Below are 20,478 nucleotides of genomic sequence, written 5' to 3' on the forward strand. Positions count from 1 at the left end.
TCGGCCATGCGATCGCGCTCAGGCCTCAACGGCCCCGGGCAACGCGCTCGATCTCGGCGCGAACCAGGCGCTCGACCATGCCGGGCAGGTTCTCGTCGAGCCAGCCCTTCAGCATGGGGCGGAGCATATCCTGCACGAGGTCTTCCAGGGTGCGGGCCTGGCTGCTCATGACCGTGTTCGAGAGCATGTGGAAGGCCTGGGCAACGCTCGCATCCGTGACGGCCGAGGTCAGGCGCTCGGTGGGCGTCGGCTCGGGCTCCGGCTCGCGCGATGCGGGCTGAGGGACCGGACGCGGCGGCTCGATGGGGGGCGCGGCACGGAGCGGCGGCAGCGGCTCCAAGTCCGGCTCATCATCGTCGAAGGAGATCGCATCGAAGTCGATCTGTCCGTCCTCGATCGGCTCTTTTCGGAACGCGATCTCGGGCTCGTCGAGGGGGATGGGCTTGCGGACGGGCTGGGCGACCTCGGCGAGGTCCAGCACATCGTCGTTCTCGGGCATCGGCGCGGGGGCCCGCGGCGGAACAACCTCGGCCTTGGCGATCTGATCGTCGGCGATGATGCGCCGGATCGACGCCAGGATCTCCTCCATGGAGGGTTCCTGCGCCTTGTCCGACACCTTGGGGCTCGCTGCACTCATCCGGACGATGCTCAGGATCTGGGGGAAACGGTTGCGACGTGCAGCGAGTATTTCACGCTCCCGCCCCGACACAAGCGCTGGCCGCTGCACGGCGCGGGATAAGCTCGCGCCGCCGTGAGCCTCCCGGGCGGGGCTGAGCCGTCCGGGACCGCGCAGCTCGCACTTCGGCGACCGCGCGGCCGCCGAACCTCAGCGGCCGTCGGGCGTGCGGACGCCGTACCAGAGGTCCTTGACCTGATCGAAGTGTTCCTTCGGGCTGTAGACCGCCACCGGCAGCGCCGTGAAGCGCACCGTCAGGCGGCCGATCGCCTGGACGACGCCGTAGGAGAAGATCACCCGGTTGCGCTGGGCGACGATCAGGTTGGTGCGGGCGTTCAGCAACTCCTGCTGCGCGTTCAGGACGTCGAGGGTGGTGCGCTGGCCCACGCGGGCTTCCTCGCGCACACCGTTCAGCGCCACCTCGTTGGCTTGCACCTGCGCCTGGGAGGCGATGACCTGTGCCTTGGAGGCCTCGAGCTGGCCCCAGGCCGTCACGATGGCCGAGCGGACCTGATCCCGTGTGTCCTCGGCATCGAGCCGGCGCTGGCCGACCGTCTCCTTGGCCTGGCGGATCTGCGAATAGGTCTGGCCGCCCTCGTAGAGGGGGATCGTCAGGCGCCCGACGATCGAGGCGCTGACGGCGTTGTCGCCCGGGAACTGGCTGTCGAAGCGCTGCTGGACCGAGCCCTGCAGGCCGGCGGTCGGATACAATGCGCCTTCCAGAACCTTCACCTGGGCCTCGGCCACATCGACGAGGTGCAGGGACGACAGAATCTGCGGGTGCTCCTTGAGGCCGATATTGACCGCGGCATCGAGGCTGCCCGGAACGTAGCGGTCGAGGGGCCGGCCCGGCGCGAGCTGGCGCGGTTCGACGCCGATGTAGCGGCGGTAGGTGCCGATGCTGGCGCGCAGGGTCGCCTCGGCGCCGCTGACGTCGGAGCGGGCGCCGGCGAGGCGGGCCTCGGCCTGGGCGACGTCAGTGCGGGTCACCTCACCGACGTTGAAGCGGTCGCGGGTCTGGCGAAGCTGCTCCTCGAGCACCTCGACGTTGTTCCGGCGCAGCTCCAGGTTTGCCGTGTCGCTCAGGACCGACATGTAGGACTGGGCAGCGTTGAACAGCGTGTTCATCTCGGTGGCGCGCAGCGCCTCCCGGACACGAAGCACGTCGGATTCCGCCTGCCGGGTCTGGTTGTCGGTGCGAAAGCCGTTGAACAAGGTCTGGTTGACGGTGAGGCCCGCCCCACCGGGCCTCGTGACTTGGTTGAGGCGAACCCGCGAGACTTGGCCGTCCGTCTGCGTCAGGCCGATATCGGCATCGAGGCTGACGGTGGGCCGGTAACCCGATTTCGCCTGCGCTACGTTCTCGTCGGTGGCGCGCACGCTGGCGCGGCCGGAATTCAAAGTCGGATTGGCGGCATACGCCCGCGAGAGCGCGCTCTCCAGCGTCTCGGCGCCGGCCGGGCTTGCCAGGGCAACCGCCAATACGGCGAGGCCGGCAGGCCGAAGCCTCGTGCGCATCGCAGGTTTCGAATCTCTCACGCTCATCAGCCCTTGCGGTTTCTCGATGAACCGGACGGCCTCGCAGAAGGCCGCCGCGCCTGAGCGCGATACCGGGTTGCCCGCCTCGATGCGGAGACTACCCGACCTTGGCCGGCAGAGCACCGGCCGCTTGCTGTGCATTGCGTGAATCAAGGAGGGGTGCCGCAAAAAAGCGACACTCCTTTCGGGCTAAGTCCGGTGCGTTCGGTGACCTGAACCAGGCTCCGTTCCAGGGTGCCGACGATGCGGAAGCGGTCCATTTCCCGGCGCGGAGGCCGTCAGAACGCGAAGTCGACCGCGTCCGCGAAGGCGCCCAGGGGCGGGAGAGCGGCATCGAAGAGGGGGCGCGCACCGAAGGCGTCGCCGGCTCGGACGAACAGGGTCGCCTTCGCGGCCCGGTCCCGGCCGATCACGCAGACGAGGCGACCGCCATCCGCCAGCTGGTCCAGGATGGATTGCGGGCGCGTCTCCACCCGGCCGTTCACCAGGATCGCATCGTACGGTGCGCCCTGCGGGGCGCCGGCCTCGAGCGGTCCCTCGACGACCGTAAGGCGGTCGAGGCCGGTCAGGCGCTCGCGGGCCCCCGCCGCAAGGTCGGTGTCGGATTCGAGGGCGACAACTTCGGCGCCCAGACGGGCCAGGATCGCGGCGCCGTAGCCGTAGCCCGTGCCCAGATCGAGGGCGGCGTCGCCCGGCTGGATCGCCAGGGCCTGGATCATGCGAGCCAGGAGCATCGGCGCCGGCATGGCGCGGCCCGGCCGGCCGAGCCGCAGGGACTGGTCGATATACGCGAAGTCCTCACGGCCCGCCGGCACGAAGCGCTCGCGGGCGACCTCACCGAAAGCGTCGAGGACCGGGACGTCGTTCACGTCGAAGGTCCGCAACTGACAATCGACCATGAGGCGTCGTGCCTGCGCGTAATCGAGCATGGATGCCGTCTTCCCTCGACCCTGGGCCGGCGCCGGGCGCCGCTCTGTCCTTCCGGGCGGCCGGGCGGCCACGCCGAAGCTTGCGGGTTGTCGTGGATCGATGGCGAAAACGCAAGGTTCCCGGAGGCACCCCGCTGACAGGCAAGCGCAGGTCTCCCGGGCATCGGTCCAGGCGACGGCTCTGGTCTTATCCAGCGCGCCCAGCGCGCCAACGACCCCAGCATGCCAACGACTTGGCGCGCCAACGACGTGGGGCACCGGTACCGGCAGGATCTCGCTCACGAAATGGGGCGCCGGCCAAGCCGGCAATCAGAAAGTTGGAGGCCTCGGAGGGAATCGAACCCCCGTACAAGGATTTGCAGTCCTCTGCGTAACCACTCCGCCACGAGGCCTCTGTCGCACCGCCCCGAGGGGCTCGTTCGGCGACCCCCGTCCGGGCGGCCGGCTCGGGGAGAGCGGTCTCTAGCAGAGCCCCATGCGAAAGGGCAACGGCCTTTGGGCGATCTCGGAAAAAAGGATGGAGGCGCGTGCTCCGCGTCTCGGACGCGCTCGACGGGCACGATGCCTCCGCAGAGGCACCGGTCCAAAAAATGTGACGGAATCGTCAAATCACCGGCTCGGACACTCTTGCGTCTCGGCGAAGCGCTGTGTAGACCCCCGATCGCGGTCCCCGATAGCTCAGTTGGTAGAGCAAGCGACTGTTAATCGCTTTGTCGCAGGTTCGAGTCCTGCTCGGGGAGCCACTCTTCTTTCAAGATCTCTCTGTGGTCTGCAAACCTTCATCGTTTGTGTAGATCTCGCTGGGCTCGGAATGAGCCGGCATGAGCGGTAGGGCCGGCCCATCGGTCCAGCGCCCAGTCCCAGGCGGCTTTGGTTTTTGAGCCCCGGCTAATCGCCCCTCCTGGTCCGAGATCGTGTGCCCCGCGATCGCCCGAAGTTCGCTTCGGGAGGCATTTCCTCCGGGTCGGCTGGCCGATGACCGGAATGAAGAAACCCGCCGACCTCGTGGGCGGCGGGTTCTGGCAGGGATCCCCGAACGAGGCGAGCGGTCAGGCCAGCGGCCCGGGAATGGCGCTCTCGGCCTCGGCGAGGAGCCGGCTCTCGTGCTTGCGCACGAACAGCCACAGAGCGAGGCCCCCGAAGACCACCACCGCGAGGAGCGCCAGGCCGACGGGGCCGGCGATGTGCTCGATCGAGCGACCGCAGTAATACGAGCCCAGGCCCATGATCGTTGCCCAGGCGATGCCGCCGAGGCCGTTGAAGATCAGGAAGCGGCGCGCATCGAGCTTGTTCACGCCCGCGAGGACGGCCGCATAGGCGCGCAGCATCGCGGTGAAGCGACCGAAGAACACGATCTTTCCGCCATGCTCGCGAAAGAGGTACTGCCCGAGCTTGAGGCGGCCGTGATCCAGGGCGATCAGGTGGCCGTAGCGCAGCAGGAGCGGCATGCCCCAGCGGCGGCCGACCCAGTAACCGAGATTGTCGCCCAGGATCGCGGCGGCCGCGGCGGCCACGATGATCAGGCCGATGTTCAACTGGCCGGTGCTGCCGGCATAGACGGCCGACGAAATCAGGATCGTCTCGCCCGGTAGCGGGACGCCCGCGCTTTCCAGGGCGATGACGACGAAGACCGCGATGTAGCCGTAGCTGGCGATCAGGTCGGCGATGGGCAGGTTCGTGAGGAAGGACATCAGCGTTCCCGTGTCAGCACTTCCGCGACACAGAGCGGGCGAACATGGCGGGAACGGGGCTCGTCTGTGGCTGAGCCGTGCCGGGCGATGGGGGCGCCGCCGGTCCGCGGTGCCGCAACGCCCTGCTGCCGGGCCGTCGCCGGAAGCGGGGCGCTCTCTGTTCAGGGATCAGCTGAAGGAGCCGAAGCCCTCGAAACTGTCGCTCTCGAACGTCGAGGCTGGCAGCGTATCGGGTGTGCGCTCCGAAGCGTCGTCGCCCGGGTGCTCCGGACCTTGCAATCGGGAGGGGTGGATCTCGTCGGAGACGGTTGCGAGCGGCGCGGCAGAGCGATCGTGCTGCACGTCTTGGGTCATCCAGGCTCCTAACAGGGCGTGCCCGTCTTACGGCACAGCTTGGGGTACCGGAACCGGATCGGCCCGATAACCCCGCGAGGCTTCGAGGAGGACAGGTCTGGCATGCGGTGACTGGGAGACCTGCCGCTCCACAGTCATCGCGCCGGCGTCGGGATGTCGCCTGGTTGCGGAGGCCTGGGAGCCTCCGTCCCGGATTGGTCAGGCGTTCTTGCGTGGACGATGGTCCGGATCGACCCCGCCTTCCGGCGTGGTTTCGTTGTCGACATCGCCCTCGACGGTGGAGTCCGCCGCGACATCGTTCGGGTCGTGCCCGGTCATGCCCTTCGATTGGCCGATCCCCGGGTTACCCTTGAGGTCGGCGTCGCTCGGGACGTCGGTCTTCAGGTGCTTGTTGGACATGTCTGCTCCCGCCGATGTGGGCTTTATCGCGGGCGCTGAGAACCGCCCCGCGATACGCCTCGACCAACGGAACGGACCGGGCGCTGTTCCCGGTTGAGCGGGTGTGCAGGTTCGTCGCGCCCGGGGCCGGAGTCTTCGCGGCCGCGCACGAAAATGGCCGGGGAATCGCTCCCCCGGCCCCGATCGGCGACGGCGCGCGCGATGCCTATGGCTGCTCGTTGCCGGCGTAGTTGATCGAGCCGTCGGCGCCCTTCTTCCACATGTACATCACGTAGTCAGGGCGGGTGATGTCACCCTTCTTGTCGTAGGAGATGTCGCCGATCACCGTGTTGAAGGGCTTGCCCTCATGCATGTAGGCGGCGACCTTCTGGCCGTCGGTGGACTTCGTCGCCTTCATCGCGTCGGCGAGAATCTGCATGGCGGCGTAGGAGTAGAGGGTGTAGCCCTCGGGGTCGAAGTTCATCGCCTTGAAGGCGTCGACGGTTGCCTTCGACTTCGGGTTCTTGCGGGCATCCGGCGAGAACGTCATCAGGGTGCCGTCCGAGCCCGGGCCCGCCACTTGGGCGAACTCGCGATCGGCGATGCCATCGCCGCCCATCAGCGGCGCCTGCAGGCTCTGGTCGCGCATCTGGCGGATCAGCAGGCCAGCCTCGGTGTAGAGGCCGCCGAAATAGACCACGTCGACATTGGCCTGCTTCAGCTTCGAAACCAGGGCCGAGAAGTCCTTCTCGCCCGGGTTGATGCCCTCGAAGAGCACGTTGGTGGCGCCCTTGGCCTTCAGGGCCTTCAGCGTCTCGTCGGCCAGGCCCTTGCCGTAGGGGGTCTTGTCATGGACGAAGGCGATCTTCTTGCCCTTGAACTTGTCGGCGAGGTAGGCGCCCGCCACCGCGCCCTGCTGGTCGTCGCGGCCGCAGGTGCGGAAGGTGTTCCAGTTGCCGCGCTCGGTGTACTTGATCGCCGTGGAAGCCGGGCTGACCTCGACGATCCCGGCTTCCTGGAGCACGTCCGAGACCGGGATCGAGACGCCGGAATTGAAGGCGCCGATGACGGCCTTAACGCCCTCCGAGGCGAACTTGTTGGCCACCGACACGCCCTGCTTCGGGTCGGAGGCGTCGTCCCCCACGGTCATGACGAGCTTCTCGCCGTTGACGCCGCCCGCCTTGTTGATGTCCGCGATGGCCTGCTGCGCGCCGGTCTTGATCTGCGCGCCGAAGGCGGCGTTCGGGCCGGTGACCGGGACCACCACGCCGATCTTGATCTCGGCCTGGGCGGCCGTCGCCGCCAGCATCAGGCCAAGCGCGACGCCGGCCGACAACAATGACTTCATGCCCGTTTCCCCTCTCGAAGCGCCGCGCCGGGCGGAACGTCCGGCGGTGGTGGCGCATGACACGCGAAGTGGCCCCCTGCGGGGGTGGTCCAAACGCCGCGCCGTCACGGCGTCGGCGCGCTCGTCCGGTCCCGCCAGCTCAGCGGTCCGGTGCGCTCGTAGAGCCAGGCATATTGCCGGGTCATCTGTCCGGTGCGGGTGTAGCGGTAGGCCACGGCCCCGATGGCGAGGGCGACGGCGGCGTCGATGCAGTAGGCGGGCAGCGACAGCAGCGCCTCCTCGAACAGCGCGTAGTGGAGGAAGCGCGTCACCGCCGCGATGAGGAGGAGCGCCAGCGCGCAGTGCCAGAACGGGCGCCAGCCGCGGGCGAGCCCGCTGCCGGTCATCCAGGCCGCACCGCCACCCATCGCCACGGTGATGAGGAGGAAGATCCCGAGGGTGCGCAGATCGAGGCTCAAACCGTCGGCCATGCTCAGTGCGATCCCCCCTCGAGGTAGGCGGCCTTCACCTGCGGGTCGTCGAGGAGCGCCTGGCCGGTGCCGCTCATCGTGACCGCCCCCGTGACCATGACGTAGCCGCGATGCGCGAGCTTGAGGGCATGATAGGCGTTCTGCTCGACGATGAACACGGTCAGGCCCTCGCGGGCATTGAGCTCGCGCACGGCGGAGAAGATCTGCTTGACCACCAGCGGGGCCAGCCCGAGCGAGGGCTCGTCGAGCATGAGCAGGCGCGGCCGGCTCATCAGCGCGCGGGCGATGGCCAGCATCTGCTGCTCGCCCCCCGACATGGTGCCGCCGCGCTGGTCGATGCGCTCGCGCAGGCGCGGGAACAGGGTGCACATCCGCTCGAGGTCCTCGGCGAAATGCTTCCCCCCGTTGACGGCCGCGCCCATCTGCAGGTTCTCGCGCACCGTCATGCGGGAGAAGATCCGCCGCCCCTCGGGTGACTGCGCCAGGTTGAGCCGGGCGATCTCGTGGGTCGGCAGCTTGGTGATGTCCTGACCCGCGAAGGTGATGGTGCCCTCGCGCGCCTGGGGCTGGCCGAAGATCGTCATCATCAGGGTCGACTTGCCGGCCCCGTTGGCGCCGATGAGGGCGACGATCTCACCCTCGTGCACATCGACATCGACGCCCTTCAGGGCCTGGATGCTTCCGTAATAGGCCGAGACCCCACGCACGCTGAGGAGCGGTCCCTTGCCGGTCTGCATGTCCGCCTGCGCCATCCGGGCGCGGGTCTCGTCCACCAGCACGTTGATGCCCGCGACGCTCATGCTGTGGTTCCCGCAGAGGTTCCGACGAGACCGACTTCCGCTTCCACGGCCGCCACCTCCTCGTCGTCGACGCCGAGATAGGCCGCGATCACCCGGGTGTCGTTGCGGATCTCCTCCGGCGTGCCGTCGGCGATCTTGATGCCGTAGTCGAGCACCACGATCCGGTCGGAGATCTTCATCACCACCGACATGTCGTGCTCGATGAGCAGCACCGAGGTGCCGTACTCGTCCCGGATCATCCGCAGCAGGGTATTGAGGTCGGCCGATTCCCGCGGGTTGAGGCCGGCGGCCGGCTCGTCGAGGCAGAGCAGCACCGGGTCCGTGCACATGGCGCGGGCGATCTCCAGGCGGCGCTGGTCGCCGTAGGGCAGGTCGCCCGCCGGCTCGTCGGCCCGGTGCGTGAGGCCGATGCGCGCGATCCAGCCGGCGGCCTTGGCGATCGCCTCCTCCTGTGCCCGGCGGTAGACCGGCAGGCCGAGGATGCCCGCCAGGGAGAAGCCCGAGGCCCGCATCAGGGGCTTGTGCATGGCGACCAGCAGGTTCTCCAGCACGGTCATCTGCGGGAACAGGCGGATGTTCTGGAAGGTGCGCGCGACCCGGGCGAGGCGGTTGACGTCGTGGCCGGGCAGGCGCTCGAGCAGGTAGGTCTCGCCGCCGGCCTGCGACAAGCGGATCATGCCCTCGGTCGGCTTGTAGAAGCCGGTGATGCAGTTGAAGACCGTGGTCTTGCCGGCGCCGTTGGGACCGATGAGCGCCGTGATGTCGCCGCGCCCGACCTTGAAAGAGAGGTCGCCGACGGCGGTGAGGCCGCCGAAGCGCATGGTCAGGTGGTCGACCACCAGGATCGGGTCGGCAGGGCCGCCCGGTGAGGCGGCCGGGGGCTCGTCCTGCAGCGTGGCCAGGCGGGTGGTTCCGGTGGCGAGCGTCATGCGCCGCGCCCCCCGAGGCGGACCGAGGGCGAGCGCTCGGAGATCAGCCCGCGCGGGCGCCAGACCATCATGCAGACCATGGCGAGACCGAACAGCAGCAGGCGGTACTCGTTCGGGTCGAAGCCTTCGCCGAACACCGCCTTGAGGAAGGACAGGTTGCGCAGCAGTTCCGGGGCGCCGACCATGACGATCGCCGCGATGGCGACGCCGACCTGGCTGCCCATGCCGCCGAGCACCACGATGGCGAGGATGATCGCGCTCTCGAGAAAGTTGAAGCTCTCCGGCGAGACGAAGCCCTGGCGCACCGCGAAGAACGAGCCGGCAAAGCCCGCGAACATCGCGCCGAGCGCGAAGGCGGTGAGCTTGGTCATCGTGGTGTCGATACCGAGCGAGCGACAGGCGATCTCGTCTTCGCGCAGGGCCTCCCAGGCGCGCCCCAGCGGCAGGCGGCGCATGCGCAGGGTCACGAGGTTGGTGACCAGCGCCAGCACCAGGATCAGGTAATAGAGGAAGATGATGCGGTGGATCGGGTTGAAGGTCAGCCCGAAGGTCTGGGCGAACCCGCCCTCCCCGGCCGTGAACGGGATGCCGAAGAAACTCGCCCGCGGGATCGAGGAGAGGCCGGCGGCGCCGCCGGAGAAATCGACCCAGTTGATCAGCACGAGGCGGATGATCTCGCCGAAGGCCAGGGTGACGATGGCGAGGTAGTCGCCGCGCAGGCGCAGCACGGGGAAGCCGAGGAGCACGCCGAAGGCGGCGGCGAACAGGCCCGCCAGCGGCAGGCAGATCCAGAACGACAGCCCGAAGCCGGTGGAGAGCAGCGCGTAGGAATAGGCCCCGACCGCGTAGAAGGCGACGTAGCCGAGGTCGAGGAGCCCGGCGAGACCGACGACGATGTTCAGGCCCCAGCCGAGCATGACGTAGGTGAGGATGAGGATGCCGAGATCGATCCAGTAGCGCCCCTCGGACAGGCCGCCCGAGCCGAGGGCGGCGAGCAGCGGCAGGGTGAGGGCGACGATCAGGGTCAGCGGACCCAGGACGCGGCCCGCGCGGGCCACCACGGGGGGCGCCCCCGCCGTGGCGATCCGGTGCGCCTCGCGCCGGCGCGAGACCTCCCCGAGGATCAGCCGCTGGCCGAGGCGCAGCACGAACACCGCGAGGCAGAGGCCCGCGACGACGCCCCAGCGGCCGGTGAGTTCGAGGCCGGTGCCCTGCCCGAGATCGGTCCGGTAGGCCACCACCGGAATGCTCAGGCCCAGCGTCACCAGGGCAAAGAGCGCCGAATCCTTGAGCATCTCCGCGAATGCCGCGCCGGAGCGGCGGCCGACGGTGGGGGCCACCGCGCCGATGGTCGATCCTGTCGCCATGGTCAGACCTTCTCGACTTCGGGGCGTCCGAGGATGCCGGATGGTTTGAAGATGAGCACCACGATGAGGATCAGGAACGCGGCCACGTCCTTGTACTCGATCGAGAAGTAGGCCGACCAGAAGGTCTCGATCAGGCCGATGATCAGGCCGCCGAGGACCGCGCCGGGCAGCGAGCCGATGCCGCCGAGGACCGCCGCCGTGAAGGCCTTCACGCCGGGCACGAACCCGTCCGAGAACGAGACCACGCCGTAATAGAGGAGGTAGAGGGTGCCGGCCACCGCCGCGAGCGCCGCGCCGAGCACGAAGGTCAGCGAGATCGTCCGGTCGACGTTGATGCCGAGCAAAGCCGCCATGCGCCGGTCCTGCTCGCAGGCCCTCTGGGCGCGCCCGAACGAGGTGCGCTGCACCAGGTACCAGAAGCCGGCGAGCAGCAGCGCCGTCGTCGTCATGATGATCGCCTGCTTGTAGGACAGGGTCACGGTGTACTGCTCGTTCTGGTAGAGCACGATGACGTCGCGGACGAGGGGCGGCACCGGCTTGTTGCGGGCGCCCTGCACCACCTGGACGAAGTTCGACAGGAAGATCGACACGCCGATGGCCGAGATCAGCGGCGCAAGGCGGAACGAGCCGCGCAGCGGCCGGTAGGCGACCCGCTCGATCGCCCAACCCCAGAGGGCCGTGAGGATCATGGCGAGCACCAGCACGATCAGGAACACCAGGGCGACCGAGGTCAGCCCGAGCCAGGACGTGAGGATGAGGAAGAAGATCAGGGCAATGAAAGATGAGAGCATGAACACGTCGCCATGGGCGAAGTTCACCATCCCGATGATGCCGAAGACCATGGTGTAGCCCAGGGCAATCAACCCATAGATCGACCCGAGCGTCAGGCCGTTGATGAACTGCTGGGCGAAAAATTCCATGAACCGGCCTTCGTTTCGACGGCGCAGCCATCGGCAAACGCAGGGTGCGAATGGCATGCCAGCCTGGAATGTTCTGAACTCCCGCCTCCGGTCAATCCTTGCCGCAAATTCGAGCGTGAGCTTTCCCAGGCCCTGAAACGAGAAAGGCCCGGCGCTGGGAGCGCCGGGCCGTTTCGGGACGCGGGTCGGGGGCCGGTGCCCGAGGCACCGGCCGGCCTTACTTGAGAAGGGAGACCAGCGCCTTGCCGGCAGGGGTCTTCAGCTCCTTGGCGTCGAGGGTGCCGTCGTTGTCCGGATCGGCGGCCTTGAAGCGCGCCTCGACGAGGGCGAGGAACTCGGTCTTGTCGAGGGTGCCGTCCGAATCCGGGTCGGCGGCCTTGAGCGCCTTCTTGCTCACGCGGCCCTGGAGCTCCTTGGCGTCGACAGTGCCGTCCTTGTCGGATTCCAGCTTGTCGAAGAGGGCGCCGGCCACGGCCTGAGCCTCCTTGAGGTCGATGGTGCCATCGTTGTCGGTGTCGACCATCGAGATCACCTTCGACGCGCCCGGACCCTTGGCCGAGGCCGGGATCGCCAGGGGAAGCGCGAGGGCGGCGGCCCCCAGGACGACGGCGAGACGGGACAGATTGGACATGCGGAAGTCTCCTCGAAAGGCAATCACGAAGGAGCGCCTAGCACGTCCCCAGACCGGCGCGGAAGATGTATTGCGCAGGGCAGTCTCGCGTTGCGTGCCCCTGGTCAGGTTGCGACATCGTGCCATTATCGGGGGTCAGCCGACCCGGGCGGCACTGTCCGCTACGGTCACCGCCTTGCGGATGACGCCCGCGAAGGTGACGTGCGCCGTATAAGAGATGCCGTCCTTGCGCGCGCGAACCTCGAAGTGCTTCGGCTTGCGCGCTGGCGCCCCGTCCACCTGATAACCCGCCTGACGGAGGGCCGCGAGGGCCGTGGCCGGATCGGCCGGCGCCGCGTCCTTGCCCGCGGGACCGGGTCGGACGATGGCATGGCGGATCCCGTCAGGCCCCGTGATCGCGGTGGCCCGGATCTCGGTGGGTTTGGTCTCGCCGGTGACCGCGACCGCGTCGCCGACTTTCAGGATCACCGACTGCCCGGCCAGCGCCGTGGCGCCGTCCGGGCCGAGGTCGATCAGGATTCGGCCGTCCGGCCCCTCGAGGGCGAGGCGATGGCCGAACACGGCCCAGATCGTTCCGTGGGTGCTGTGCATCTCGGGCATGAGAGTCTCTCTGAGGATCGATGGAGGGGCTGCGGCGGCTCTGCGAGCCGACGCGTCTTGTTGATGCGCTTGGGCTCTGCGAGCCGCCGAGTTCGGATCGGGCGCTGGAACTCAGCGCGCGTCGGGCCGGGGCGGCGCGTCCGGCCGGGGGGCGTCGGGCTTCGGCTGGTCCGGGAGCGCGGCGAGGCGGTCGAGCATCTGCAGGGCCAGGTCGGCGCAAGCCTTCATCGGCTCGTCGTCGGCGCATTTCACATCAAGGGCGGTTTCGCCCCGCTCCAGCCGGAAATGGGCGGCCTTGGCGGGCGGCGGGGGCGGCGGCGCCTCGGGGCCCCGGCGCGGGCCGCCCGGAGGCGGTGCACCGGCCTCTGGTCCCGGGCGCTGGCCACCCGGGGGCGGGGCGGGCTGGGCAACGGCTGCGCTGGCGATGAGGAGTGCGGCGGCGCTGAGGAGGGCGGTGGTCTTCGTCATGAGCAATGTCCCGTGGGTTTGATTGAAGGTGGACGTGCGGCGTCTCAGAACACCCGCCTCTCGCGGACCTGCCCGTCGAAGCCGACATGGAGCTGGCGCTCGCGGCCGTCGCTGCCGCGAGCGGCCACCTCGAGGTGACGGGGGCCGCGTCCGGTGACCCGGATGTCGGAGTAGCCGGCGGAGGCGACCTGCGCCGTCAGCGCCGGTACGTCGGGCGACGCGCCGAGGCCGACCCGGTCCTTGGCCCAGTCGAGGGTGCCGGGGGGCGGGCCGCCGGCGGGGCCGACCAGGACCCGGCTGCCGTCGGCGCGGGTGATCAGCATGGCGTGGAGAAAGCCGTTCTCGAACCGGCCCTGCACGGTGATGGCCTCGCCGGGCTTCACCAGGGGGGCCCCCTCCCCCTGGGGGCCGGTCTCGACCAGCGCCTTGCCGGTGCCGTCCTGCATCACGAACTTGTTGCCGTAGATCTCGGCGACATCGCCCTTGGCGGCGATCGAGCCGGAGGCCTTCAGGGCGGAGATCGCGGTGGGCTCCAACGGCGTCATCATCGACGTGCCGGTCTGGGCGAGCGACAGCCCGATCGCCCCGAAGGCGAGGGGCGCGGCGATGGCGCCGACGACGAGGGCGCGGCGCGAGCGTCGCGGGGTCGGGGCGACGGCCGGACCGGCGCTGTCGCTGGTCTGGAAAGTCCCGCTGGTCCGGGCCGTTTCGGGGCTCGGGGTGGTCTCGGTCATGGTGCCTGTCCTTCTCGGGTTCGGCGGTTGCCCTCTCGGGTTGACGCCGTTCTAGGACGGGGCCGCGAACCCGGACTGAACCGCGCGGTTCAGCCCCCGTTAAAGGACGCGGCGTAGGCCGCGCGCCGGTCCACCCTCGCCCTCCCACCCACGGACACGACTCCATGAAACTCCTGCTGGTGGAGGATGATGCGCCGCTGGCCGCCGAGATCGCCAAGGCCCTGCGCGGGGAGAACTTTGCCCTCGACCACGCGGCGAACGGCGAGGACGCGCAGCATCTCGGCGAGACCGAGACCTACGATGCCGTGGTGCTCGACCTGGGCCTGCCCAAGCGCGATGGGCTCTCCGTCCTCCAGGCCTGGCGGGCGGCGGGCCGAACCGTACCGGTCCTCGTCCTCACGGCGCGGGATGGCTGGAGCGACAAGGTCGCGGGCTTCAAGGCGGGGGCCGACGATTTCCTCGTCAAGCCGTTCCGGGTCGAGGAGCTGGTGATCCGCCTGCGGGCCCTGGTGCGCCGGGCGACGGCGCATGGGGCATCCCGCGTCACCTGCGGTCCCCTCACCTATGAGTCTGGCCTCGGCACCTTCGAGCGCGACGGCCTGCCCCTGAAGCTCACCGGCCTCGAATGGCGGGTGCTCTCCTGCCTGATCCTGCACAAGGACGGGGTGATGCCGCGCGGGCAGCTGATCGAGCGGGTCTACGACGGCGACGCCGACGTGGATTCGAACTCCGTCGAGGTCATTATCACCCGCCTGCGCCGTAAGATCGCCCCCGCCCGGATCGAGGGTGTGCGCGGCCACGGGTACCGCCTGCTTCCGGGCGAACCCACGTGAACCGGACAGAGCCGCCTGCGGGACGCCCCGGAACGGCCGGGCACGGACCGCCGGCCAAGCCCGAGTCGCCGGCCAAGCCCGAACGGCCCGATCGGCCCGTTCCGCCCCCGAAGCCCATCGGAGTCCTTCATCTCGGCTCCCTGCAGCGCCGTCTGCTCCTGGCTGCCCTCGCGCTCGTCACCGTGGCCCTACTGGTCGCCGGCCTCGCCATCGGGCTCGTCCTGCACCGCTTCGTCCGGGCCCAGCTCGACAGCCGCCTCGACAGCCAACTCGTTGCCCTGGCGTCCAGCCTGGAGCGCGGTCCCGGCGACCGCCTGCGCCTCGACCGCGCCCTGGACGGCCCACCCTTCGACCGCCCGCACTCCGGCTGGTACTGGCAGGTTCGCCAGGGCGGCAGCACATTGCGGTCCGAGTCCCTCGAAGGGGAATCTTTGGAGGCGCGCAGCCTGCGCCTGCCGGATCCCCCCGCCATGGGCGGCCCGACCCAGGATGGCGCCGAGCCGGCCCCCCTGCCCCGAAACCGGGACCCGGACCGCCCGCAGCCGGGCGACGGCACCGGCCCCTGGGGCGAGGCCCTGATTCTCCGCATCCAGGTCCTGCCCGCCAGGGGGGGAACGCCGCCGGTCGTCCTCGTGGCCTCGGCCCCGGCCCAGGCCCTGAACGGCCCCTTGCGCGAGGCCGGCCTGACGCTCGCGGCCATCCTGGGAATCCTCGGTCTCTGCTTGGTGGCCGGCACCGTCCTGCAGGTCCGTCTCGGCCTGCGGCCCCTGGAGCGGCTGCGCCGGGACATCGCCGAGGTTCGGGCCGGACGGCGGCCTCGCATTCCGGGCCAGCAGCCCGCTGAGATCCGGCCGCTGGTGAGCGAGGTGAACGCCCTCCTCGACCAGAACGCCACCAACCTCGAACGGGCCCGCACCCACGTGGCCAATCTCGCGCACGGCCTGAAGACGCCCCTGGCGACCCTGAGCCTCGCCCTGTCCGACCGGACCCGCGATCCGGATGGCCGTCTCGCCGAGCTCGTTGGCGCCATGGATCGGCAGGTACGCCACCACCTGCGGCGCGCGCGGGCCGCCGCGTTGGGCGGCGCGACCCGCACCCGGACCGAACTCGCCGGCCCCCTCGCCGACCTGCGGACCACCTTCGGGCGGCTCTACGCCGAGAAGCACCTCGCCATCGCGCTCGACCTGCCGGCCGGTCTCGCGGTGGCCTGCGATCCGCAGGACATCGACGAGATGCTCGGCAACCTCATCGACAATGCCTGCCAGTGGAGCCACGGTCGCGTCCGGGTCTCCGCCGCCGCCACGGAAGCGGGCATCGCCGTGACGGTGGCGGATGACGGTCCCGGGCTCGATGCGGAGGCGGCGGAACGCGCCGTGCGGCCCGGCGGACGCCTCGACGAGAGCGTGCCCGGCCACGGCTTCGGGTTGTCGATCACCCGCGAACTCGCCGAGTTGTACGGCGGCGGACTGCGCCTCACGCGCTCGGATCTCGGCGGTCTCAGTGCCCAGTTGCTGTTGCCGCCATAAACCTCGCCGACGTCCTGCGCAGAACCGACCTCGACGGCGTGCAACGCGGCCTTCACGGATCGGCGAACAGGCAATCCACCAAGGAACGCACCGCATGTCCCGAGACGTCGTGGACATAAAGGAAAGTGAAAGGCTGCCGAGGCATGGTCTCGCGTCGGGCGGTTTGGTCGCGGAGTTCCGCAAGATCGGCTGATGTCCATCCTGTGCCGGCCCGGACCCGTCAACGACATCGGGTCCTGTCGATTTCCGGGGTCTGAGACGCGGATCGCAGAGTTTCTGCGGACTTGCGTCGGCGAGAAAGGGTTGTCGTGCCGAGCTCCAGTGTCGAGGCGCAGCGTCTGGCCATCCTCAACGACCTGAGACTCTTGGAATGTACCCCGGAGGCGCATCTCGATGCCGTCTGCCGGACCGCCTGCGCTTTGTTCGGCGTGCCCATCGCTCTCGTGAACCTTGCCGGGAGCGAGACCTATACACTCAAGGCGCGATGCGGCGTCCCCACCGGAGGCACCCTCCCCCGCGCCGGCGCCTTCTGCGACCGCACCATCCTGGGCGCACCCGGCGCGGTGCTGGTCCTGCCCGACCTCCTGGCTGATGCCGAGTTCGCGTCGAGCCCCCTGGTCACCGGGAGCCCTCGGGCCCGGTTCTACGCGGGTGTGCCCCTGGCCCTCTCGGACGGTCTGCCCCTCGGCACGCTCTGCCTCATCGACACGGTCCCGCGCGACGATTTCGACGCGGCCCGCGTGGCGCAGCTGCGCGACCTCGGCACCGTCGTCGAGGCCCATCTCCGGCTGACGGCCGCCCAGCGCGCGAGCCAGATCGAGCGGGCGGAGCGCCAGCGGACCGAGGTACTCCTCGCCGCGAAAGCCGCCGATCTCAAGCTCGTGGTCCAGGCTCAGCGGCTGACCGAGTCCGTCGCCCATATCGGGTACTGGCGCATCCATGCCCGGACGCGGACCGTGTCGTGGTCCGAGGGCGTGTGCGGCGTCTTCGGGCGGCCGATGCCCCCCGGCGGCGAGATCCCCCTCGACGCGCACCTCGCCTACTACCATCCGGACGATCGGGCCACGGTCGCGGCCCGCATCGTCAGCGCCCTGGAGAGCAACTCGCCCGAGGGCGCGGCCTATCAGGGGCGCGCGCGCATCGTCCGGCCGGACGGCAGCCTCTGCCACGTGATCGTCCAGGGCGCGGTCGAGCGCGATGCGGGCGGCCGCCTGACGGCGCTCTACGGTCTGGTCCTCGACGTGACCGACCTCGCCGCTTCCGAGGCGCAGCTGCGGGAGAAGGACCTGCGTCTGCGCGCGACCCTGGAGACCATGGACCAGGGCCTGATCATGATGGACGCGCAGGGCTGCGTCCGCCTGCTCAATCCGCGGGCCCACCAGCTGCTCGATCTGCCCGAGACGATTCTGCGCGAGGGGGCGCTCCTGTCCGATATCCTCGCGCATCTGACGAAGCGCGGCGACTTTTCGGCGATGCCGACCGCCCCGGACGGCCGGCCGCGCCTGCGCGACGCCGCCGGTGCCTGGACGCCCCTGCGCATCGACTGGGCGCGTCCGGACGGCACCACCCTGGAGGTCCGGGGCGTGTCCCTGCCCGATGGCGGCATCCTGCACACCTTCACCGACGTCACGGAGCATCGGGCGGCGGAGACCCGTACCCGGGAGGGCGAGCGACGGTACCGCGTCCTCGCGGATTCCGTTTCCGACATGATCGTCCGGCGCAGCGTCGCGAACGTCCGCACCTACGTCTCCCCGGCCTCGCACGATCTCCTCGGTTACAGTCCCCAGGAGATGCTGGAGCTGTCCCTGGATGCCTCGCTCCATCCCGAGGATGCGCTCGCCACCCGCGCGTTCCTCGAGGCGTTCCGGGCCGGGCGCACCGAGACGGGCCGCATCACCCATCGCCTGCGCCACCGCGATGGCCGCTGGATCTGGGTCGAGGCTCAGACGCGGCTCGTGCGCGACGAGGCCGGACTGCCGTTCGAGACCATCACCGCCGCGCGCGACGTCAGCGAGCGCGTCGCCGCCGAGCAGGCCCTGCGCCTGGGGGAGGCCCGGTACCGCGCCCTCGCCGATTCCCTGCCCCAGATCGTCTGGGTCGTCTCCCTCCACGACGGCGCCGCCACCTACGTCAACCAGCGCTTCGAGGACTATTACGGTCCCATCGGCACCACCCGGGAGGCTCGTCTCGCCCGCAATCATCCGGAGGATGCCGCGCGGATGGAGGCGGTCTTCAGCGAGGCCCGGCGGCGGGGGGGTGCCTACGAGGTGGAAGGCCGCCTCCTCCGGCACGACGGCGTCTACCGCTGGCACAAGTTGGTCATGCTGCCCGTGCGGGAGGACGGCGTGATGGTCGGCTTGCTCGGAACGGCGCTCGACATCGACGACATCGTCACGGCGCGCCAGGCCCTGGAGGAAACCTCGAATCTCCTGCGCCTCGCGCAGGAATCGGCCGGAGCCGGCCTCTGGTCCTGGGACCTGAAGGGCGGCACCGTCCGGCACTCCGTCGACAGCGCGCGGATGTACGGCATCCCGGTGCCGCCGGGCCACGCGCCGGAGCGACCCGTGGAGGTCAGCGTCGGCGCCTGGGACCGCCGGATCCACGCGGACGACCTCGCCGTCCTGTACGGACACGTCTACCGCTCCCTGTCCGAGGGCGGGGCCTACAGCGGCGAGTTCCGCCTGGCGATGGTGGAGGGTGATGCACCGCGCTGGCTTCAGAGCTTCGCCCGGGTCGTGACCGACCCGGATTCGAACGAGCCGGTGAAGATCGTCGGGCTCACGATGGATGTCACCGAGCGCAAGGTGGCAGAGGGCCGGATCGCCCATATGGCCCTGCACGACGGGCTGACCGGCCTGCCGAACCGGCTCCTCTTCAAGGAGCGCCTGAGCAATGCCTTCGCCCGTGCCGATCGGCGCGGTGGCCGCTTCGCGGTCCTGGCCTGCGACCTCGACCGCTTCAAGGCCGTCAACGACACCCTCGGGCACCCGGCCGGCGACGCGCTCCTGCGCGTGGTGGCCGACCGCCTGCGCAGCGTGGTCCGGGAGGGCGACACCGTCGCGCGCCTGGGCGGCGACGAATTCGCCATCATCCTGGCCGAACTCGACGATCCCCAGGAGGCCGGGTTCGCGGCGCGGCGGATCATCGAGGTGATGGAGCAGCCCGTCGACCTCGACGGGCACCGGGTCGGGATCGGGGTCAGCGTCGGCATCGGCCTCGGCTCGCAGGACGGCGCCGATGCCGATACGCTGTTCCGCAACGCCGACATCGCCCTCTACCGGGCCAAGGCGGCCGGACGGAACACCTACCGCTTCTACGAGGCGGCGATGGATGCCGCGACGACCCAGCGCAACCTTCTCGAGCTCGAGATGCGCGAGGCGGTGCGCACGGGGGGCTTCAGCCTGCACTACCAGCCGGTCCTGCACCTCGACAGCGGCACCGTGAAGGGCTTCGAGGCCCTGCTTCGCTGGCAGCACCCGGTGCGCGGCATGATCGCGCCGGGCGCCTTCATCCCCCTCGCGGAGGAGACCGGCTTGATCCGCCAGCTCGGAAGCTGGGCCCTCCGGGAAGCCTGCACCGAGGCGGCTTCCTGGCCCGGGGACCGGCGCATCGCCGTCAACGTCTCCGCGGTCCAGTTCGGACAATCGAACCTGGAGCAGAGCGTGGTCGCCGCCCTGGCGGCTTCCGGGCTGCCGGCGCGGCGCCTGGAACTGGAGATTACCGAGAGCGTCCTGATGCAGGATGCCGAGGCGGTCATCGCTTGCCTGCACCGTCTGCGCGCCCTGGGCGTCCGGATCGCCCTCGACGACTTCGGCACGGGCTACTCCTCCCTGAGCTACCTGCGTCGCTTCCCCTTCGACCGGATCAAGATCGACCGCTCCTTCATCCGCGAGATCACCGATCCCGGCACCGCCGCGATCGTGCGGGCGGTGGTCGACCTCGGCACCCAGCTCGGGGCCAGCATCACGGCCGAGGGCATCGAGACGGAGGAACAGATGGCGCGGGTACGCCAGGAGGGTTGCACCGAGGCCCAGGGCTTCCTCCTCGGCCGCCCCCTCCCGGCCGAGGAGGCGCGTCGGTTCCTCGAAGGCCTGCGCGACGCGGCCTGAACGCGGAGTCGTGTTTTTATCGAAAGGCTGTTGACAGGAGATTCGGGGACCCCTATACCCCGGTTCATCGGCGGGCGGCCAACGGGGTTGGCGGCTTGCTTTTGCATCTCCTGACGATTTGGCGGGGTTTGGCCTGGTATTCTGGGCGGGCTTTGCTGTTTTGTTTGTGTATGTTG

At 69.7% G+C, this 20,478-nt stretch carries 19 protein-coding genes and 2 tRNA genes; 4 read left to right on the forward strand and 17 right to left on the reverse strand.

Going from position 1 to position 20,478, the window contains the following annotated elements; all coding sequences use genetic code 11:
- Positions 1-25 precede the first annotated feature (25 nt).
- The 4 genes from ASF58_RS24535 to ASF58_RS24550 form a co-directional block, all read right to left on the reverse strand.
- A complete protein-coding gene (locus ASF58_RS24535; RefSeq protein ID WP_082513301.1) occupies positions 26-637 on the reverse strand; it encodes a DUF2497 domain-containing protein in 612 nt (203 codons plus the stop codon).
- 189 nt (positions 638-826) lie between these two features.
- Positions 827-2,194, reverse strand: coding sequence for a TolC family outer membrane protein (locus ASF58_RS24540; protein WP_055959145.1), 1,368 nt, complete (start codon positions 2,192-2,194; stop codon positions 827-829).
- Positions 2,195-2,493: 299 nt separating this feature from the next.
- Positions 2,494-3,144: a protein-L-isoaspartate O-methyltransferase gene (locus ASF58_RS24545; protein WP_055959148.1), complete on the reverse strand. Its 651-nt coding sequence runs from the start codon at positions 3,142-3,144 to the stop codon at positions 2,494-2,496.
- A gap of 318 nt (positions 3,145-3,462) precedes the next feature.
- Positions 3,463-3,536: transfer RNA gene (locus ASF58_RS24550), tRNA-Cys, on the reverse strand.
- Positions 3,537-3,811: 275 nt separating this feature from the next.
- On the opposite strand from ASF58_RS24550, the gene ASF58_RS24555 reads away from it, so the two are divergent.
- Positions 3,812-3,887, forward strand: a tRNA-Asn gene (locus ASF58_RS24555).
- Positions 3,888-4,193: 306 nt separating this feature from the next.
- Here the strand turns inward: ASF58_RS24555 and ASF58_RS24560 are convergent.
- The 13 genes from ASF58_RS24560 to ASF58_RS24620 all read right to left on the reverse strand — a co-directional run bounded on the left by ASF58_RS24560 (position 4,194) and on the right by ASF58_RS24620 (position 13,834).
- The gene (locus ASF58_RS24560; RefSeq protein ID WP_055959151.1) at positions 4,194-4,835 is read right to left on the reverse strand and encodes a DedA family protein; all 642 of its coding nucleotides are present in this window, start codon (positions 4,833-4,835) and stop codon (positions 4,194-4,196) included.
- A 168-nt stretch (positions 4,836-5,003) separates the two neighbouring features.
- Positions 5,004-5,189 (reverse strand): hypothetical protein, encoded by a 186-nt coding sequence (locus tag ASF58_RS24565; protein ID WP_055959154.1) that lies wholly within the window; start codon positions 5,187-5,189, stop codon positions 5,004-5,006.
- A gap of 198 nt (positions 5,190-5,387) precedes the next feature.
- Entirely contained in the window at positions 5,388-5,588 is a 201-nt protein-coding gene (locus ASF58_RS24570) for a hypothetical protein (protein WP_055959157.1), read from the reverse strand.
- A gap of 205 nt (positions 5,589-5,793) precedes the next feature.
- Positions 5,794-6,915: a branched-chain amino acid ABC transporter substrate-binding protein gene (locus tag ASF58_RS24575; RefSeq protein ID WP_103711934.1), complete on the reverse strand. Its 1,122-nt coding sequence runs from the start codon at positions 6,913-6,915 to the stop codon at positions 5,794-5,796.
- A 104-nt stretch (positions 6,916-7,019) separates the two neighbouring features.
- Positions 7,020-7,385 (reverse strand): DUF6867 family protein, encoded by a 366-nt coding sequence (locus ASF58_RS24580; RefSeq protein ID WP_055959160.1) that lies wholly within the window; start codon positions 7,383-7,385, stop codon positions 7,020-7,022.
- Positions 7,386-7,387: 2 nt separating this feature from the next.
- Complete coding sequence (locus ASF58_RS24585) at positions 7,388-8,185, reverse strand: ABC transporter ATP-binding protein (RefSeq protein WP_055959163.1); 798 nt, start codon at positions 8,183-8,185, stop codon at positions 7,388-7,390.
- Entirely contained in the window at positions 8,182-9,006 is an 825-nt protein-coding gene (locus tag ASF58_RS24590) for an ATP-binding cassette domain-containing protein (RefSeq protein WP_244477483.1), read from the reverse strand. The genes ASF58_RS24585 and ASF58_RS24590 overlap by 4 nt, the downstream gene beginning before the upstream one ends.
- 104 nt (positions 9,007-9,110) lie before the next feature.
- Complete coding sequence (gene livM, locus ASF58_RS24595) at positions 9,111-10,481, reverse strand: high-affinity branched-chain amino acid ABC transporter permease LivM (RefSeq protein WP_055959169.1); 1,371 nt, start codon at positions 10,479-10,481, stop codon at positions 9,111-9,113.
- A 2-nt stretch (positions 10,482-10,483) separates the two neighbouring features.
- Positions 10,484-11,401: a branched-chain amino acid ABC transporter permease gene (locus ASF58_RS24600; protein ID WP_055959172.1), complete on the reverse strand. Its 918-nt coding sequence runs from the start codon at positions 11,399-11,401 to the stop codon at positions 10,484-10,486.
- Positions 11,402-11,618: 217 nt separating this feature from the next.
- Positions 11,619-12,032, reverse strand: coding sequence for an EF-hand domain-containing protein (locus ASF58_RS24605; RefSeq protein WP_055959175.1), 414 nt, complete (start codon positions 12,030-12,032; stop codon positions 11,619-11,621).
- 135 nt (positions 12,033-12,167) lie between these two features.
- Positions 12,168-12,632: a hypothetical protein gene (locus ASF58_RS24610; protein ID WP_055959178.1), complete on the reverse strand. Its 465-nt coding sequence runs from the start codon at positions 12,630-12,632 to the stop codon at positions 12,168-12,170.
- Positions 12,633-12,743: 111 nt separating this feature from the next.
- A complete protein-coding gene (locus ASF58_RS24615) occupies positions 12,744-13,100 on the reverse strand; it encodes a hypothetical protein (RefSeq protein ID WP_244477481.1) in 357 nt (118 codons plus the stop codon).
- Positions 13,101-13,144: 44 nt separating this feature from the next.
- The gene (locus ASF58_RS24620) at positions 13,145-13,834 is read right to left on the reverse strand and encodes a hypothetical protein (RefSeq protein WP_055959181.1); all 690 of its coding nucleotides are present in this window, start codon (positions 13,832-13,834) and stop codon (positions 13,145-13,147) included.
- Between the two features lie 164 nt (positions 13,835-13,998).
- Here ASF58_RS24620 and ASF58_RS24625 point away from each other — a divergent pair, with 164 nt between their 5' ends.
- From ASF58_RS24625 to ASF58_RS24635, 3 genes are all read left to right on the forward strand, one after another.
- Positions 13,999-14,667, forward strand: coding sequence for a response regulator transcription factor (locus ASF58_RS24625; RefSeq protein ID WP_055959184.1), 669 nt, complete (start codon positions 13,999-14,001; stop codon positions 14,665-14,667).
- Entirely contained in the window at positions 14,664-16,193 is a 1,530-nt protein-coding gene (locus tag ASF58_RS24630) for a HAMP domain-containing sensor histidine kinase (protein WP_348271615.1), read from the forward strand. Before ASF58_RS24625 ends, ASF58_RS24630 begins: the two co-directional genes overlap by 4 nt.
- Positions 16,194-16,501: 308 nt before the next feature.
- Positions 16,502-20,302, forward strand: coding sequence for an EAL domain-containing protein (locus ASF58_RS24635; RefSeq protein WP_055959187.1), 3,801 nt, complete (start codon positions 16,502-16,504; stop codon positions 20,300-20,302).
- Positions 20,303-20,478 lie beyond the last annotated feature (176 nt).

The sequence above is a fragment of the Methylobacterium sp. Leaf125 genome (genome assembly GCF_001423085.1).
Lineage (GTDB): Bacteria > Pseudomonadota > Alphaproteobacteria > Rhizobiales > Beijerinckiaceae > Methylobacterium.